We start from the raw sequence: 15,680 nt of genomic DNA on the forward strand, positions 1-15,680 counted from the left end.
CAACCAGGCCAGCAATCAGGAAGGAAATTTCGATGACCGATCAGCCGACCACGACGGCCCCCGCCTCCAAAACGGTCCTTGCGGCCCCGTTCGTGTCCGCGCCGCTGGAAATCGAGAAGGACTGGATCGACTATAACGGCCATCTCAACATGGCCTACTACAACGTGCTGTTCGACCGGGGCTCCGACCAGGCCCTGGACCTGCTCGGCATAGGCGCAGCCTACGCCCGCGAGCGGCGGCTGACCATATACACCGCCGAGGTTCACATCTGCTACGTGCAGGAACTGCACCTCAACGACCGCGTCACCATTTCCTTCCAGCTTCTCGACTGCGACGAGAAGCGCATCAGGGCCTATCAGGAGGTTCGCCACGTCGACGGTTGGCTGGCCGCGACCTCCGAGACGCTGTCGCTGCATGTCGACATGAACGGCCCGAAGGTGGCCCCGTTCCCTGCCGATATCCGCGCCGGCATCGAGGCCATGCGCGCCGCCCATGCCGCGCTGCCGATGCCCGAGCGGGCCGGCCGGTCCATCGCCATCCGCCGCAAGGGCGCCTGAGAGGGGCGCCTGAGAGGGCGCGTTAACCTTAACCGATCTTGAACGTGCACAAGCCGGGCCGCGTGCGTTGATCGAATCGGCGAAGCGTCCGAGAACCCGCTCATCTGCCGGGCGGCGGGCAAGCCGGTTCGAGGAACGGGAAATGAAGATCGACATCGAGGCGGCAGCCGCCAGGCTGGCCGCCGACCCGCGCATCACCGACTATGATTTCTGGCGCTCGCTGAAAAACCTCAACAACGAGATCTTCGAAATCGCCAGCAACAACGAGCCGATCCCCTTCGACATGGTGCGCTGGCGCGCCATCCTCAAGCAGGCGCGCTTCAGGCGCGGCTGCGCATAGGCCGCCGTGCCGGCCGCAAGGCCGGTTGCCTCAGAAGATGTAGGCCAGCGTGGAGGCGACCGCCATGAGCGCGGATACGGCGATGAGGACCGCATAGACGCGCGGCAGGTCGAACAGGATCGTATGGCCGGCGATCCAGGCGACGAAGGCTGCGCCCAGCGCAAACAGGAAGCCGTTGCGGTCGCCCACCACCAGATTGGCCGCCATCAGGCCGCCGAGGATCAGCGCCCCGAACACGATGATGACGGCGATCGCTGCCTTGTCGAAATTGTCGTCCATTCCCGGTCCTCTGCATCGGCGGCGGGACGCGTGCAGGATCGCGCCGCACCCGCTGCGACGCGACAGACTTAACCCACCCTGATGCCGGGGCAAGGATAAAGTCGCCCTGTCGTTGCAATCGCCATGGCGGTGTGGATTTCAGGAGACGCTTCGCCTCACCGCGTCCAGCGGCGAGCGCGGCTTGACCGGCGAGGACTGGATGATGGCGGTGTTGGTCATCGCATGCGGGATGATGCGGTCGATCACCCGTTCGAGGTCGGTCACCGAGGCCACATGCGCCAGCGCGACAAAGCAGTCCTCGCCGGTGACGCGGTCGCACTGGACGATCTCGGGCAGGCCGCGGATGATTTCGGCAACCGCGGCGAGTTGGCCGGGCACCGGGCGGATCCGCAGCCAGGCCGACACGGCAAGGCCGAGCGCGGCCGGGTCGAGCCGCACGGCATAGCCCTCGATCACGCCGTTTTCCTGCAAACGCCGCACGCGCTCGGCCGCGCTCGGCGTCGACAGCCCCACCTTTCGCGCAAGCTCGGCGATGCTGATGCGCGCGTTGCCTTCCAGCACGCGCAGGATCTTCAGGTTCAAAGGATCCAGATCGTCATTCATGAGGATTTTTTCCGATTACGCCTTCATTCTGAAAGAAGAAATGCGCAATCCAGCACGCATAATCCATATATCGCAGCGTTTTCGCCTGCGATAGTGCTGCAATGGATAACCATCCGCAAGCCTTTCTCCGCACCGCCAGCGCCGGCCTTGCCGCGTCGCTGCCGCCGCAGGCCTGGTTCGGCGTCAGCGCGGTCTTCCACTATCTCGGGCCGGCTTTCGCGGTGCTTCTGTTTGCCCATGTCGGCGTGCTGGGCGTGGCCTGGCTGCGCATTGCCACGGCGGCGCTGGTCTTTGCCCCGCTGACGCGGCCATGGCGCGGCTTCGCCCGCGCGGACCGCCGCACGAGGCTGCTTCTCATTACCTTCGGCCTATGCCTTGCGGTCATGAACTGCGCCTTCTACCTGGCGCTCGACCGGCTGCCGCTTTCGCTGGTGGCGGCGATCGAGTTCGTCGGCACCATCGGGGTCGCCCTCGCCGGGCTGCGCAGCTTGCGCAACCTCGCCGCGCTGGTCATCGCCGTTTCCGGCACGTTCATGCTCATCGACGTCCGCTGGCTGGCCGACCCGAGCGGGCTGTTCTGGGCCTTCCTGAACGGCGCGCTGTTCGTTGGCTATGTGGTTCTCGGCCACCGCGTCTCGCGCACCGCCGGCGGCATCCAGGGTCTGGGCGTGGCCATGGCGGTGGCCGCCCTGGCGGCCTTGCCCGTCGGCATCGGGCAGGCGCTTCCCGCTTTCGCCTCGCCGCCGCTGCTTGCCGCTGCCGCCGGCGTCGGTATCTGCTCGTCGGTGGTGCCCTATGTCTGCGACCAGCTTGCCATGGCGCGGCTGCCGCGTGCCAGTTTCGCGCTGATGCTGTCGCTGCTGCCGCTGACCGCAACGTTGATCGGCATCGTCGTGCTGCGCCAGGTGCCGAGCCTTGGCGATACCTGCGGCATCGCGCTGGTCGTGGCCGGCGTGGCGATGCACAAGCCGCCGCCGGAATGAAACGGCTGCCCGCCGCCGCCCCGGATCGCTCAGGCCAGCTTTTCCTTGAGGAAGGCGATGGTGCGGCCCCAGGCGAGATCCGCCGCCTGCTTGTCGTAGCGCGCGGCCGACGTATCGTTGTTGAAGGCGTGGTTGGCGCCTTCGTACATGTAGATCGCATATTGCTTGTGGTCGGCGTCGAGCGCCTTTTTGAAAGGCTCGATGCCGGCATTTATGCGCTGGTCGAGCCCGGCATAGTGGAGCAACAGGGCAGCCTTGATCTTCGGCACGTCGGCCGCCTTGGGCTGCGCGCCGTAATAGGCGACGGCGGCGGCGAGGTCCGGCGAGTTGACCGCCAGCATGTTGACCGTGCCCCCGCCCCAGCAGAAGCCGATGGCGCCGACCTTGCCGTTGCCGTGCTCGTACTCCTTCAAATAGGCGACGGTGGCGACCGCATCCGCCGCGACCTGCGCCGGATCGAGCTTGGCGAACATGTCGCGCGCCTTGTCCTCGTCGGCCGGCGTGCCGCCCAGCGGCGACAGGAAATCCGGCGCCAGCGCCACGAAACCTTCCAGCGCGACCCGGCGCGCCACGTCGCGGATATGTGGGTTCAGCCCCCTGTTCTCGTGCACCACGATGACGGTGCCCAGCCTGCCCTGCTGGTTCGATGGCCGCACCAGATAGCCCTTCATCTCGCCGCTGCTGCCCGGATAGGTGATGTCCTGGCCGGTCACGCGGCTGTCGTCCTGCGCCACGATCGCCGCGCTGGCGGAGCTGGCCGCCAAAAGCGGCACGATCGCCGCCGCGGCCGCGCCGGACCCGGCCATTCTCGTCAGCTTGTCCATGAAGCCGCGGCGATCGAGCGTCAGGTGCGTATATTCGTCATAGGCGTCGATCATCGCCTGCGTGATCAGCGGGGCGGTGCGGGGGCTTGCCATGGCGTCCGTACTCCTCGGAGACAACCGGGCGGCAAGGATAGCCCGCCTGCCGGAATGGTCGAAATCACGAGGAAGTGACTGGCCGGCGCGCCCGACCCGTTATTGGCTGAAGCGGGAACGCGCAGGGGCCATCCGCGAAAGGAAGAGCCATGGACATCCAGGACATCGTCAATACGATCGCCAACAGCGCCAACATCGACCCGGCAACCACCGAGAAGGCGGTAGGCACCATTCTTTCCGTGCTCCAGCACGAGGCGGCGGGCACGAGCCTGAACCAGCTTTTCGACAAGATGCCCGGCTCGGCCGATCTCGCCCAGAAATACGACGTCATGGCCGCCAATGCGGGTGGCGGAGGCGGAGGGCTGCTGGGCTCGCTGGAGAACGCCCTCGGCGGTGTGCTCGGCGAGAAGGCGGGCGCGCTCGTCAACGGCATCGCCCAGCTCAAGGCGTCCGGCCTCGACATGGAGCAGATCCGCCAGGCCGGGGAGGCCCTGATCAAGCAGATCCAGGTCGCTGCCGGCCCGCAACTCACCGACAAGGTGCTCGGCCAGGTTCCAAGCTTGAAGGGCCAGCTCGGCCTGTCGTAAGATAGGCGCCAGCCGTCCTTCGGACGAGGCTCCCGCCGGGCAACGAAATGCGCAGCCACGACACCAACGCCGAGCCGCTCACGCAGGGGGCGCGTGCTCCCGTTCCCCTGCCCGCCGGCTACCGCCAGGGCGTGATCACCGCCATCACGGTGCTGCTGGGCTTTTCGCTTCTTTTCCTGCGCTACTGGGATTTCGAGGCCGAAGGCGAGTGGACCGTGGCCGCGGTCATAGCCACCGTCCTGCTGGCGCTTGCGATCCTGCTTCAATTCATTTCGCTGTGGCGGGCGCTGCAGCCGGCCGACGACGACGAGCCGGTCTACAAGATCACGCTGCGCTATTTTCTCACCTCGATCATCGCGCTGCTGATCGGTGTGCTGCTTGCCGGGCTGAGCGCAGCGCAAGTGCCCTACTTCTGACAGGTCCGCGGCATCGCCGGCAAGCCTGCCCGATTCTCGGTTTGTACCGCCGCCGCGCGCGTTGGCCTTCACACCGGAAAATGGAAATAAACTGTTGAAAATCAAAATCTTGCGCGATACTCCGTGACAAGCAACAGCAAATCACTACATTCGGGTACAATGTCTGCCTTTCCCGACGATATGCCCTTCTTCGACGAACCGGACGCGCGCCGGCCTGCCCCTTCGGGCCCCGCGCCTTCTGGTATTGCCGCGCGGGCCATGGCCGCGCGCCATGGCCAGGGCGGCGAGCCCGACTATCTCAAGGGCCTGAATCCCGAGCAGCGGCTGGCGGTCGAGACCACCGAAGGTCCCGTCCTGGTGCTGGCCGGCGCCGGCACCGGCAAGACGCGGGTGCTGACCACGCGCATCGCCCACATTCTGGCCACCGGCCGCGCCTTTCCTTCGCAGATCCTGGCCGTGACCTTCACCAACAAGGCGGCCCGCGAGATGAAGAGCCGCATCGGCCTGCTGGTCGGCGAGAGCAATGTCGAGGGCATGCCCTGGCTCGGCACCTTTCACTCCATCGGCGTGAAGCTGCTGCGCCGCCACGCCGAGCTGGCCGGCCTGAAGAGCGGCTTCACCATCCTCGACACCGACGACGTCACGCGCCTCATCAAGCAGCTCATCCAGGCCGAGGGGCTGGACGACAAGCGCTGGGCGCCGCGCACCTTCGCGCAGATGATCGACGGCTGGAAGAACAAGGGGCTCGGCCCCGACGAGATCCCCGAGGGCGACGCGCGCGCCTTCGCCAATGGCAGGGGCCGCGAACTGTACAAGGCCTATCAGGAACGGCTGACCACGCTGAACGCCTGCGACTTCGGCGACCTTTTGCTGCATCCGATCCGCATCTTCCGCAGGAACCACGACATTCTTGCCGAATACCACAAGAAATTCAAATACATCCTGGTCGACGAATATCAGGACACCAACACCGCCCAATATATGTGGCTCAGGCTGCTGGCCCAACGGCCCAGACAATCGGGCAATCTTCCGGCCGAAGGCCGAGCGCGCGACCGCGCGCCGGGCGACGTTTCGCCCGCGCAGGGCCAGCCGCCGGAGGCGGCGGTGCGACCCGTGGGCGAAAACAAGGTCAACATCTGCTGCGTCGGCGACGACGACCAGTCGATCTACGGCTGGCGCGGGGCGGAGGTGGACAACATCCTGCGCTTCGAGAAGGATTTCCCGGGCGCCACCGTCATCCGGCTGGAGCGCAACTATCGCTCCACCGCGCATATATTGGGCGCCGCCGCCCATCTCATCGCCCACAATGAGGGGCGGCTGGGCAAGACGCTGTTCACCGACCGGCCGAACCCGGAGGACCCCAAGGTCAATGTCCATGCCGCCTGGGATTCCGACGAGGAGGCGCGCGCCGTCGGCGAGGAGATCGAGGCGCTGCAGCGCGGCAGGCATGCGCTGAACGACATGGCCATCCTTGTGCGCGCCTCCTTCCAGATGCGCGCATTCGAAGACCGTTTCATCGAGATCGGCCTGAACTACCGCGTCATCGGCGGCCCGCGTTTCTACGAGCGCCAGGAGATCCGCGACGCGCTGGCCTATCTGCGCGTGGTGGCGCAGGGCGCCGACGACCTCGCCTTCGAGCGCATCGTCAACGTGCCCAAGCGGGGCCTGGGCGAAGCCGCCATCCGGCAGATCCACGACACGGCGCGCGCCATGCGCATTCCCATGCTGGAGGCGGCCGCCAGGCTGGCCGAAAGCGACGAGCTGAAGCCGAAGCCTCGCGCAGCGCTGCGCGAGGTGGCGGCCAACTTCGCCCGCTGGCAGGAGCTTCTGGAGACGACGCCGCACACCGAGCTGGCCGAGACCATACTGGAGGAGAGCGGCTACACCGACATGTGGAAGAACGACCGCTCGGCCGAGGCGCCGGGGCGGCTGGAAAACCTGAAGGAGCTGATCCGCTCCATGGAGGAGTACGAATCGCTGCGCGCCTTCCTGGAGCACGTCGCGCTGGTGATGGACGCGGACCAGAACGAGGAGCAGGACGCCGTCTCCATCATGACGCTGCATTCGGCCAAGGGGCTGGAATTCGAGACCGTGTTCCTGCCCGGCTGGGAGGAAGGGCTGTTCCCGCACCAGCGCGCGCTGGACGAGGGCGGCCGCTCCGGCCTGGAGGAGGAGCGGCGGCTGGCCTATGTCGGGCTGACGCGGGCCAAGAAGAACCTGCACATCTGGTTCGTCTCCAACCGCCGCATCCATGGGCTGTGGCAGTCCACCATCCCCTCGCGCTTCCTCGACGAGTTGCCGGAGACGCATGTGGAAGTGGCCGAGGCTGGCAACAGCTATGGCGGCTACGGCAATCCCTATGGCGGCGGCGCCTTCGCCTCCGGCCGGGGCGGCTTCTCGGCCGGCCGGCAGAACCCCTACGGCGCCTCGCGCTTCGACAATGTCGGCCAAGGAACTGGAGGAAGCGGCGGGGCCTTCTCCAACACCTATGCCACGCCGGGCTGGGCACGCGCCCAGGCCAACCGCACGGAGGCCACCAGCCGCAACTGGGGCACCCGCTCGGGCCACCAGGTGGAGCGCATCGGCTACGGCGAAGTGGATTCCGGCTACGGCGCCGGCCGCGGCTCGGTCAAGGGCCGCACCATCGAGGGCGAGTTGGTGGCGAAATCCGTGGCCGACACGCCCTCCCCCTACAGCGTCGGCGACCGCGTCTTCCACCAGAAGTTCGGCAACGGCAACATCGCGGCAGTCGAGGGCAACAAGCTGACCATCGATTTCGACCGCGCCGGCCAGAAAAAGGTGCTCGACAGCTTCGTAACCCCGGCCTGAACGGCCCAAAAGCACCTGATTCGCCGTTCTGCCTTCAAAAATCCAGATTCTTTCTTTTCCTGATTCCCGTCCACAGGAATGTCGGGCGGCACCAGCGGCCGTTTCGGCGTTTGCTGGGGATTGCGGACGGGCTCTGCCTGCAACGGGCGGCACCCGCCGGGGACACGCAAAGGGATAGTTAACCATCTTTGTCCATCTTGAATCGATCGGCAACGAGCGTGCGCGCGCCGTCGGCATTCAGTGCCGGCATGGAAACTGCGCGGCACGGCCAGCAACGCCGGTCGGAAGAAGCTTGGTCGAGTATGGCGTCTCAGCGTAAACAGATCCGGGACGGCGGTTCCGCCGGAAAGACGGGCCGGCTCCCGGCAAGGTCGGGCGCGTTTGCCGGCTGGCTGGCGGTCTCCGGCATGGGCATCGGATTTGCGCTGTGGTCGGCCGCGACCGTGGCCGGGGTCTATTCCACCGCTTCCTCGCTCAGTGCCGCGCCGCATCTGGCATCGCTGGGCGCCCCTTCGCGCATCGCGCTCGCCGAGCCGCGGGCTGTCCCGGCCGCGGAAATACGCGCCAAGGTGGATATTCTGGTGGCCCGCGAGCGCGCACGCCAGATGAGGCTTGCCTCGACGGTCGTGCAGGATGGGAAATCCGTCCGGCTCGCAGTCCTGGCCCCGCAGCCCGCGCCCGCGCCGCAACGCGCAGCCGCGCCGCTGAAAGAGCGTTTCGCGGCTGCCCAGGCTCGTCACGGCATGCCGGAACCGGCGCGCTTCGGCCCCCGTTCGGCCGAGCCGGAGCGGGCTTCGCGGCTGGCGCTGGCGCTTGCCGGCTCCCCGCAGGTGCGGCTCGACTATGCGCTGGCCGCCCCTCCCGAACCGGACGCCGCGTCCCGCAACATCGTGCTGGCCAGCCTGGAATTCACCCTGCCCGACGACGGCGGCGACGGGCCGGACGGCCAGGCGCGCGACTTCGCCGCCATGCCTGACAACGCGCCGCTGCCGGCCTTCCGCCCGCAGATCGAGCGTCCCGCCCAGCGCCAGGAGCAGCGCTCCCAGCCCGATGCGGAGCCGGCCCCGAGGATCGCGAAACGGCCGGAACCGCACGTCCAGCCGGTCATGGCCTTCGCGCGTCCCGACAATCCCGAGCCCGGCGGCATTGCCCGGGCGTTCAAGGACCTGTTCTCGGGCCGGCCGAGCACGGGCCCGGCCGCCCGCGCCGGCGTGGCCGTCTACGACATCTCGGCCGCCAGGGTCTACATGCCGGACGGCTCGGTGCTGGAGGCGCATTCGGGCATCGGCCACATGGCCGACGACCCCCGTTACGTCGATCAGAAGATGCGCGGCCCGACCCCGCCCGGCACCTACAACCTGTCGATGCGCGAATCGCTGTTCTACGGCGTCGAGGCATTGCGCATGACGCCCGTGAGCGGCAAGGTCGGCTACAACCGCACCGGCATCCTCGCCCACTCCTACCTGCTGCGCGGCGGCCGGGCCGAGTCGCATGGCTGCGTCGCGTTCAAGGACTATCCGAAGTTCCTTCACGCCTTCAAGAAGGGCAAGATCAGGCGCCTCGTGGTGGTGCCGGGTGGTTCGCGCAGCTCGAACGCCGTCGCCAGGAACGGCAGCACCGGCTGACGGCGCGTTCCGGCCGGGACCAGATGCGGAGGCTTCAGATGGGCAAGGGCAGGGTCGAAGCCTTCACCGACGGCGTCGTGGCCATCATCATCACCATCATGGTGCTGGACCTGAAAGTGCCCGAGGGCGAGGATTTTTCCGCCCTGCTGCCGCAATGGCCGCATTTTCTCAGCTACGTGCTGTCCTTCATCTATGTCGGCATCTACTGGAACAACCTGCACAACATGTTCCACACCGTGCAGAGGGTGGACGGGCGCGTGCTGTGGGCCAATCTCAACCTGCTGTTCTGGCTTTCGCTGATGCCGGTGACCACGGCCTTCATGGGCGAGGACCATTTCGCGCCCGTGCCGGCTGCCGTCTACGGCACGGACCTGGTGTTGTGCGCCGTCGCCTATTCCATACTGGTCGGGCAACTGCGCCGCCTGCACGGGCCCGAAACCGCCTTCACCAAAGGCCTCGGCTCCGACGTGAAGGGCAAGATCTCCATCGTCATCTACCTGGCCGCAATCGCAATGGCGTTCGTGGACCGCTGGGTCGCGCTGGCGCTCTACGTGCTCGTGGCCGGCATCTGGTTCGTGCCGGACAGGCGCTTCGAGCGCCAGATCAAGGAAGAACCACGCAACTAGGGTCGGAAGCGCGCTACGGCCGCATGGCCTTCAGCTTCTCGGCCACGCAGGCGGCGAGGTCCGCATAGCGCTCCTCCAGCCGTTCCGCGGCGGTGACGACGGGAAAGTCGTGGCCGACCTTCTCCAGCACCATGCGCAGCTTCTCCACGAAATCGGCCTGCTTTTCCAGTTCGACGAACAGCGCGCGCACCTGGGCCTCGCTGATGTCGGGATTGTCGAGCATGGCCGGCACCTCATGCGCCATGCGCTCGCCGGTCGCGGCCTGCTCCTTCAGAATGTCGACCCAGTCGGTCAATACCAGAACTCCTATGAACGGCCGCGCACAATGAACGCTGCGGGTCGTGCGGGTCAACCCGCCTCGCCCGGCGTGCCGCTCAGGCGGCATCCTTGCGCCGCCTGGCCATCTTTCCCGCTTTCACCTTTTCCACCACGCGCTCGGCCGTGTCCTCGGCCACCTCTTTCTCGGCATGCACGGCAGCCCGCTCGCATTTGCGCCTGATTTCCTCGACCTCCGATTCGGTGAGATGTTCGATGCCGATGAACCTGTTGCGGCCTTCGCTCACGCGGATCAGTTCGTCGAGCTTGGTCTGGATGGCCGCGCTGTCGCGATTCTGCGTGTTCTGGATCAGGAACACCATCAGGAAGGTGACGATGGTGGTGCCGGTGTTGATGATGAGCTGCCAGGTGTCCGAGAACTGGAAGAACGGGCCGGTGACCGCCCACACGACCACGACGACGACACAAATAATGAAGGTGGTCGGCAGGCCGCTGAGCCAGGCCACGGCGTTGGCGATCCTGGTGAAGCTGCGTTCGAGCATGGAGGTTTCCTCGCCGGTTCGACAAGAAACCGCCGCAGGCGCCCTCCGGTTCCCCGCGCCGCGCGGTTTGGATGCCACTTCATACACCTTGAAATTGAATAAATATGTATATGCATTTTAAGATTGCAGTGCGATGATGTTCCTGCAGGCAAAAGAGCCTGTTCCTTCCGCCCAGAGCGGTACCTCCGGCCCCTTCCGCCCCGCCACCCCCGCAGGCGGAAGGGGTCTCACTCTGGAGCCCGCAGATGGCGCAGCCCGACACCGCGCGAATCCGTCGCCCGCACTGCCGAACGAGGATGCCGCGCCGCATTGCTGCCGGGCTGATCCTGCTGGCACTTGCCACGACGGCGGGCCGGGCGCAGGACGTCACGGCCACCGGCGGCCTCGAGCGCCACTGGACCAGCAACGCACTGGACGGCGCGTTCGCCATTCCGGACTGGTACACGCTGCTGCGCGGCTCGCTGCGCCGGACCTGGGGCGATGCGGACGCCAATATCGCGCTGGCAGCCGAGTTCCAGGCCACCCGCCACGACAGGGTGACGATCGAGGACGACCGTGCCGCTTCCCTGTCGGCCGAACTTTTCCGGCGCCTGCCCGGCGGCATGGAACTGCGCGGCACGCTGACCTACCGCGCCTCCAGCGAGGGCGACGACTTGCAGATCGGGCCGCTGGCGCTCGGCCTGCGCACGCCGAAACAGGCAGTGGGCGCGGGCCTGCAGGCCGGTTTCGATCTCGGCAACGCCACGACGCTGATCCTGGAGGCCGCCGACAGTTTCGAGGCGGTGGGCGCCACCCGCTTCGAGGACGGGGTCCTGCCGGCCACGCGTCTCGATCCGAACCGCAACCGGCTGCAATTTGCCGCCCGGCTGACGCGCACGCTCGGCGCCTTCGCCGTTGGCGGCTCGGCCTCCGCTCTTCTCGTCTCGGTGGAGCGGCTCGGCTTTCCGCCGTCCGCCCTGCCCTTCGGCCTGTACGGGCTGCGCGGCGAGTTCGCCTATGGCGGCACCGACGGCGGCAAGCTCGGGCTGGCGCTGGGCGCGGAATGGCTGGGCGACCGCGACGGGCTCTATCGCCGGGCGCGCCCGGCATGGCAGGTCACCGCCGCGCGGCCGCTGTTCGGGAAGATGGAGCTGCGCGCCAGCTATGTCGGCCGCTACGAAACCACCGACAGCGACGACCCGCTGGCCTCATGGCTGCGACGCGCGGAACTCGAGGTCGCGCTGAAGCCACGCGAATGGCTGAGGCTGGCGGCCGGCCTTGCCTGGCAGGTGAAGGAAAATCTCTTGTTCGAGAACAAGGAGCGCAGCCGCGGCTTCTTCGCCGAGGCCGTCTATGACGCGAGCGCCAACGCCGCGCTGGTGCTGCGCATGGATCTGTCGAGGACGTTCAAGACCGTGATCGACATGCGCCAGGCCACGGCCGACATCTTCATCGGCCTTCGCACCAGGATATAGAGCAATTCCAGGAAAAGTGGGAACCGGTTTTCCGTCCGGAATTGCGTAAAAACAACAAGATAGAGCGTTTTCGCGATTCGGAGAAAAGCGGATACTCTAGCCTCGGTGGGCAGGGGAGAGGGCGAGTCCCCCCTGCCCTGAGCCGGGCGGCGACTGTCGGGGCGATGCACCGCCCGGCCCGTCGCCGATGACTCAGCGCTTGCCCAGCTTGTAGGTGGCGCTGGAAATCGTGCCGAGCAGATTCACGCCGACGCCGTTCAGCACGCCGGAAACCACGCCGGTCGTGTTGCCGTTCAGGATGCCGGAGACGATGTTGCCGCTCAGGATGGCGTTGTTGCTGGCGACGCCGTTCAGCACGCCCACATTGCCCAGCCCGATCGAGGGCGAGACATTGATGAGGCCGCTCGACATGCCCGCGCTGCCGCCGAAGTTGGTGGAGCCGCAGCAGCCGCCTGCATAGGCGCCCACGGGTGCAAAGGAAACGACGGCGGCTGCAAGTGCAAATGCGTACTTCTTCATGGCTTCTCTCCTGTGTTGCCGAAGTTTCCTTCCGCCTCTCAAAAGTACCTCCAAGGCGAGTAGGCCATTACAGGACAGAAATTACAACTGAAGATTGCCTATATTTCGATATACAACCTGTTTTCCATTTCTTAACGCTAATCCTTTACCTTAACCGGCATGGTTAGCGCGAAAGGTCTTGCCGCTCCCATTTGTCGAGAAATTCCTCGATGGCAAGCGCCTGCATATCGGGCACCGCCCTGGCGATGGTCGCGGCCGGCCAGTCCCACCAGGCCAGCGCCTCCAGCCGCACGGCGATCCCGGCGGGAAAGCGCGGCCGCAGCACCCGCGCCGGCACGCCGGCCGCCACCGCATAGGCCGGCACGTCCCTGGTCACCACCGCATTGGCGCCGATGACCGCGCCGTTGCCGATGCTCACGCCGGGCAGGATCACCGCGCCATGGCCGATCCACACGTCATGGCCGACCGTGACCGGCTTGCCGCGCCGCCGCTCGCGGAAGGCGCCGTCGACGCCCAGCCAGCGGAAATACTCGTTCGGCCGGTAGCTCACCTTGTGCGTGGTCGCCCGCTCCATCGGATGCTCCAGCGCGTTGATACGGCTGTTGGCGGCGATGGAGCAGAATTTGCCGATCGTCGTGTAGATCGCTTCCGAGTGGCGCTCGAAGTACGAAAAATCGCCGACCGTCACCTCGCGCAGGATGACGCGCTCGCCGATCGAGACATAGCGGCCGAGCTTGCACGACTTCAGTTCCGCCGTGGGGTGGATGCGCGGCTGAGGGTCCTTCGGCACGAGTTGGTCGGTGCGGTCCATGCGGCGCCTTTACGCCGCCGCGCCACGGGCCGCAAGCCGAGCTATTTCGGCTTGCCCTTGGACCACACCACGCTCTCGCCGTAGAGCGGCACCGTCGAAAGCGCCATCTTGGCCGATCCGTCCTGCACCTGGCGCGAGTGCGACACGTAGACCAGCGTGTCGTTGGCCTTGTCGTAGATGCGGTTCACCACCTGCTTCTTCCAGAACAGGCTGATGCCCTGCTTGAACACCTCCTCGCCCGACCGGCCGAGGTCGATGTCGCCGATGGTGATCGGCCCGGTCTGGTGGCAGGAGATGGCGGTGTCCGAGGGCTGCTCGAACCAGTTGCCCTTCTTCAGCCGGTCGATGACGCTGCGGTCGAAATAGGAGACATGGCAGGTCACGCCGTCCACCTTGGGGTCCTTGATCGCCTCCACCACGATATCGTTGCCGGTCCAGTCGACCCCGACGCGGCCGATCTCCTGCGCCACGGCCGCGCCGGCGGCAAGCGTCAGCGCCGCCGCGGCGGCGCCGATCGCCGTTCGCGCGAGGAAGTTTCCCCGGGATGGGCGGTGGGATGAGCTATGGGATGGGCGGTGCCGGAATGGATTGCGCAATGGACGCTCCCGCTGGTCGAGGAATGGGCCGGCCAAAGGTGGGTAACGCGCAGCGCTTTTGCAAGCTCCGCCCCCGACCTGCGGTTGCGGCATCGCGGCACCTTTGCGCTCTGCCTGCCGGACCCTATAAGATGCTCCCCGCAAGACCGCTGCGCAGGCAGCGGGACAACACCGGAACGGACCGATCCCATGATGCGCTCAATCCTTGTCGGCATTCTCGTTCTGATGGCGGCCGGCATCGGCTGGCTGACCTTCGACTGGTATCGCGGCCACTATGGCGGCGAGGCGTTCGGCGCTCCCTTCACGCTGGCCGACCAGGCCGGGCAGCCGATCACCGAGGCGGCGTTCCGCGGCCATCCCAGCGCCCTCTTCTTTGGCTTCACCCACTGCCCCGAAGTGTGCCCGACCACCCTGTTCGAGCTGTCCGGCTGGTTGAAGGCCATGGGCGACGAGGGCAAGGACATCCACGCCTATTTCGTCTCCATCGATCCCGAACGCGATACGCCTCAGGTGATGGGCACCTATGTCGGCAACTTCTCCGACCGCATCACCGCCATCACCGGCGAGCCCGACAAGGTCTACGCCATGGCCAAGTCCTTCGGCATCTACTGGAAGAAGGTGCCGACCGACGACGGCGACTACACCATGGACCACACCGCCTCGGTCCTGCTGCTGAACGGCAAGGGCGAGTTCGCCGGCACCATCGCCTATGGCGAGAACCCCGACACGGCGGTGGCAAAGCTCAAGCGCCTGGCCGAGAAGGGCTGACCGGATGGGCCAGACCCGCCTCCATGTCACCGCCTCGAAGGCCGAGGCAGACCGCATCTTCGCAGCGCTCGAAGCCGCCTTCGAGGACGACGCCCTTCCGCTTGCCGTGCAGGAGATCGACGAGGACCGCGACCTCCACGAGGTCTCCGTCTATGTCGACGGCGACGCCGCTTCGGCCGAAGCGCGCATGCGCGCCGTGCTCGCCGGCCTCGGCCTGCCGGGCGAGATCGGCACCGAGGTCCTGCCCGACATCGACTGGGTGGCCAAATCGCTGGAGGGGCTGAAGCCGGTGCGGGCCGGACGCTTCTTCGTCCACGGCGCGCACGACCGCGACAGGCGGCAGGACGGCGACATCGCCATCGAGATCGAGGCCGGACTGGCCTTCGGCACCGGCCACCACGGCACCACCGCCGGCTGCCTGGAGATGCTGGAAGAGGTGGTGGCAGCCGAGCGGCCGCGCAACGCGCTCGACCTGGGCACGGGCAGCGCCGTGCTGGCGATCGCCCTGGCGAAGCTTGCGCAGATCCCGGTGCTGGCCACCGACATCGACCCGGTGGCGACCGACGTTGCGGCCGCAAACGCGCGGCTCAACGGCGCCGCCGCTCTGGTGGAATGCATTACCGCCACCGGCTTCGATCATCCGGCCTTCGCCGCGCGCGGTCCCTTCGGCCTCGTCGTCGCCAACATCCTCGCCGGCCCGCTGATCGAGCTGGCGCCCGACATGGCCCGCCACCTCAAGCCTGACGGCTCTCTTGTGCTGTCGGGCATCCTCGACCGGCAGGAGGAGGCCGTGCTGGCCGCCTATGCCGCGGCCGGCTTCCGCCATCGACGCACGCTGCACCGCGAAGGCTGGGTGGCTATCCACCTCAAGCGCTGACCGGCGCGGCCTCTGGACCAGCGGCGTGCGATTGTCAGCCGCGCGCGCGCCGGATACTTTCCCGTCGAAAACCCG

18 protein-coding genes and 1 pseudogene are annotated in these 15,680 nt (G+C 66.8%); 11 read left to right on the forward strand and 8 right to left on the reverse strand.

Translation table 11 applies throughout. From position 1 onward, the window contains the following. Positions 1-32 precede the first annotated feature (32 nt). The gene (locus ACTDI4_RS16310; protein ID WP_442842138.1) at positions 33-557 is read left to right on the forward strand and encodes a thioesterase family protein; all 525 of its coding nucleotides are present in this window, start codon (positions 33-35) and stop codon (positions 555-557) included. Between the two features lie 142 nt (positions 558-699). Beyond that, positions 700-897 carry a hypothetical protein gene (locus ACTDI4_RS16315; RefSeq protein WP_442842139.1) on the forward strand — a complete coding sequence of 66 codons (198 nt, stop codon included), beginning with the start codon at positions 700-702 and terminating at the stop codon, positions 895-897. Positions 898-927: 30 nt separating this feature from the next. Here ACTDI4_RS16315 and ACTDI4_RS16320 read toward each other — a convergent pair. Then, positions 928-1,296: pseudogene (locus ACTDI4_RS16320) on the reverse strand (hypothetical protein); the annotation flags it as partial. An 18-nt stretch (positions 1,297-1,314) separates the two neighbouring features. Beyond that, positions 1,315-1,779, reverse strand: a complete 465-nt coding sequence (locus ACTDI4_RS16325) for an Lrp/AsnC family transcriptional regulator (protein ID WP_442842140.1) — start codon at positions 1,777-1,779, stop codon at positions 1,315-1,317. A 101-nt stretch (positions 1,780-1,880) separates the two neighbouring features. Here ACTDI4_RS16325 and ACTDI4_RS16330 point away from each other — a divergent pair, with 101 nt between their 5' ends. Further along, on the forward strand, positions 1,881-2,762 hold the full coding sequence (locus ACTDI4_RS16330) for an EamA family transporter (RefSeq protein WP_442842141.1): 882 nt from the start codon (positions 1,881-1,883) through the stop codon (positions 2,760-2,762). 29 nt (positions 2,763-2,791) lie between these two features. Here the strand turns inward: ACTDI4_RS16330 and ACTDI4_RS16335 are convergent, their stop codons facing one another. Continuing rightward, positions 2,792-3,679, reverse strand: a complete 888-nt coding sequence (locus tag ACTDI4_RS16335) for a dienelactone hydrolase family protein (RefSeq protein WP_442842142.1) — start codon at positions 3,677-3,679, stop codon at positions 2,792-2,794. A gap of 149 nt (positions 3,680-3,828) precedes the next feature. Between ACTDI4_RS16335 and ACTDI4_RS16340 the strand changes: the two genes are divergently transcribed. The 5 genes from ACTDI4_RS16340 to ACTDI4_RS16360 all read left to right on the forward strand — a co-directional run bounded on the left by ACTDI4_RS16340 (position 3,829) and on the right by ACTDI4_RS16360 (position 9,762). Then, positions 3,829-4,266: a hypothetical protein gene (locus ACTDI4_RS16340; RefSeq protein WP_442842143.1), complete on the forward strand. Its 438-nt coding sequence runs from the start codon at positions 3,829-3,831 to the stop codon at positions 4,264-4,266. A 47-nt stretch (positions 4,267-4,313) separates the two neighbouring features. Beyond that, a complete protein-coding gene (locus tag ACTDI4_RS16345; protein ID WP_442842144.1) occupies positions 4,314-4,682 on the forward strand; it encodes a hypothetical protein in 369 nt (122 codons plus the stop codon). 159 nt (positions 4,683-4,841) lie between these two features. Next, positions 4,842-7,511 (forward strand): ATP-dependent helicase, encoded by a 2,670-nt coding sequence (locus tag ACTDI4_RS16350; RefSeq protein ID WP_442842145.1) that lies wholly within the window; start codon positions 4,842-4,844, stop codon positions 7,509-7,511. Positions 7,512-7,918: 407 nt separating this feature from the next. Continuing rightward, positions 7,919-9,136, forward strand: coding sequence for a tlde1 domain-containing protein (locus tag ACTDI4_RS16355; RefSeq protein ID WP_442842146.1), 1,218 nt, complete (start codon positions 7,919-7,921; stop codon positions 9,134-9,136). A gap of 38 nt (positions 9,137-9,174) precedes the next feature. Then, on the forward strand, positions 9,175-9,762 hold the full coding sequence (locus ACTDI4_RS16360) for a TMEM175 family protein (RefSeq protein WP_442842147.1): 588 nt from the start codon (positions 9,175-9,177) through the stop codon (positions 9,760-9,762). 13 nt (positions 9,763-9,775) lie between these two features. Here the strand turns inward: ACTDI4_RS16360 and ACTDI4_RS16365 are convergent, their stop codons facing one another. Further along, positions 9,776-10,057, reverse strand: a complete 282-nt coding sequence (locus ACTDI4_RS16365; protein WP_442842148.1) for a hypothetical protein — start codon at positions 10,055-10,057, stop codon at positions 9,776-9,778. Between the two features lie 79 nt (positions 10,058-10,136). Further along, on the reverse strand, positions 10,137-10,580 hold the full coding sequence (locus ACTDI4_RS16370) for a low affinity iron permease family protein (protein WP_442842149.1): 444 nt from the start codon (positions 10,578-10,580) through the stop codon (positions 10,137-10,139). Positions 10,581-10,825: 245 nt separating this feature from the next. Here ACTDI4_RS16370 and ACTDI4_RS16375 point away from each other — a divergent pair, with 245 nt between their 5' ends. Continuing rightward, complete coding sequence (locus ACTDI4_RS16375; RefSeq protein ID WP_442842150.1) at positions 10,826-12,034, forward strand: hypothetical protein; 1,209 nt, start codon at positions 10,826-10,828, stop codon at positions 12,032-12,034. Between the two features lie 192 nt (positions 12,035-12,226). Here ACTDI4_RS16375 and ACTDI4_RS16380 read toward each other — a convergent pair whose 3' ends face one another. The 3 genes from ACTDI4_RS16380 to ACTDI4_RS16390 all read right to left on the reverse strand — a co-directional run bounded on the left by ACTDI4_RS16380 (position 12,227) and on the right by ACTDI4_RS16390 (position 13,879). After that, positions 12,227-12,553 carry a hypothetical protein gene (locus ACTDI4_RS16380; protein WP_442842151.1) on the reverse strand — a complete coding sequence of 109 codons (327 nt, stop codon included), beginning with the start codon at positions 12,551-12,553 and terminating at the stop codon, positions 12,227-12,229. A 163-nt stretch (positions 12,554-12,716) separates the two neighbouring features. Continuing rightward, positions 12,717-13,364 (reverse strand): DapH/DapD/GlmU-related protein, encoded by a 648-nt coding sequence (locus tag ACTDI4_RS16385; protein WP_442842152.1) that lies wholly within the window; start codon positions 13,362-13,364, stop codon positions 12,717-12,719. Between the two features lie 41 nt (positions 13,365-13,405). After that, positions 13,406-13,879, reverse strand: a complete 474-nt coding sequence (locus ACTDI4_RS16390) for a CreA family protein (RefSeq protein WP_442843380.1) — start codon at positions 13,877-13,879, stop codon at positions 13,406-13,408. A gap of 270 nt (positions 13,880-14,149) precedes the next feature. Between ACTDI4_RS16390 and ACTDI4_RS16395 the strand changes: the two genes are divergently transcribed. Both ACTDI4_RS16395 and ACTDI4_RS16400 read left to right on the forward strand, forming a co-directional pair. Further along, positions 14,150-14,728 (forward strand): SCO family protein, encoded by a 579-nt coding sequence (locus tag ACTDI4_RS16395; protein WP_442842153.1) that lies wholly within the window; start codon positions 14,150-14,152, stop codon positions 14,726-14,728. Positions 14,729-14,732: 4 nt separating this feature from the next. After that, a complete protein-coding gene (locus ACTDI4_RS16400) occupies positions 14,733-15,605 on the forward strand; it encodes a 50S ribosomal protein L11 methyltransferase (protein WP_442842154.1) in 873 nt (290 codons plus the stop codon). Positions 15,606-15,680 lie beyond the last annotated feature (75 nt).

Origin of the sequence: Mesorhizobium sp. PUT5, from assembly GCF_052216645.1 — a bacterium.
Taxonomy (GTDB): domain Bacteria; phylum Pseudomonadota; class Alphaproteobacteria; order Rhizobiales; family Rhizobiaceae; genus Mesorhizobium.